Origin of the sequence: Aeromonas sp. S19(2024) (assembly GCF_041402625.1) — a bacterium.
Classification (GTDB): Bacteria; Pseudomonadota; Gammaproteobacteria; order Enterobacterales; family Aeromonadaceae; genus Aeromonas; species Aeromonas caviae.
This window is the reverse complement of record NZ_JBGLQU010000037.1, coordinates 1-575: the sequence shown is the minus strand read 5'-3', so window position 1 is coordinate 575 and position 575 is coordinate 1. Positions and strand designations below refer to the sequence as shown.

Genomic DNA, 575 nt, shown 5'->3' with positions numbered 1-575 from the left:
CCTCTACTGCCTCTACTGCCTCTACTGCCTCTACTGCCTCTACTGCCTCTACTGCCTCTACTGCCTCTACTGCCTCTACTGCCTCTACTGCCTCTACTGCCTCTACTGCCTTACTTTGTAAGTGAGCGATGATTTTTCAATAGTCTCTATATTAAGTCTTTATCTCTACCTGAACGACAGCGGTTCGTGTTACATAGCCCAGAGTGGGGCAATGTCATTGTTCATCTGACGTATTAAGCAGGCGTGAGTCATGGCGTGTGGCTGCTGTAGTGCCGTTGAGGGCTTCTTCTGTGGGTAAGCCTGTATAAAAGCTGTGCTTAGATATGAATAACTAAAAAAGTGTCGATTTTTGCAATTTTATTGCAGAGGAGGGGTTGCCAGAACGAATTCGCTCCCTATAATGCGCCTCCATCGACAGGGAAAGCAGCAACGCAAAGCCTGAGTCGATAGCCTCGAAAAGCCTTTGAAAATAAGGCTTGACTCGAGAAGGCGGTTGAGTAGAATGCCACTCCCGCAGCAGCCAAAAGCTGCGTCGCTCTTTAACAATTTGAATCAAGCAATCTGTGTGGGCACTC

Annotated in this window: 1 protein-coding gene; it reads right to left on the bottom strand. The window is 47.8% G+C overall.

Annotation, left to right across the window (positions count from 1 at the left end; all coding sequences use genetic code 11):
* Positions 1 to 331: 331 nt before the first annotated feature.
* Positions 332 to 575: hypothetical protein (locus ACB037_RS21300; RefSeq protein WP_371175904.1), on the bottom strand; the 244-nt coding region annotated here is incomplete at its 5' end.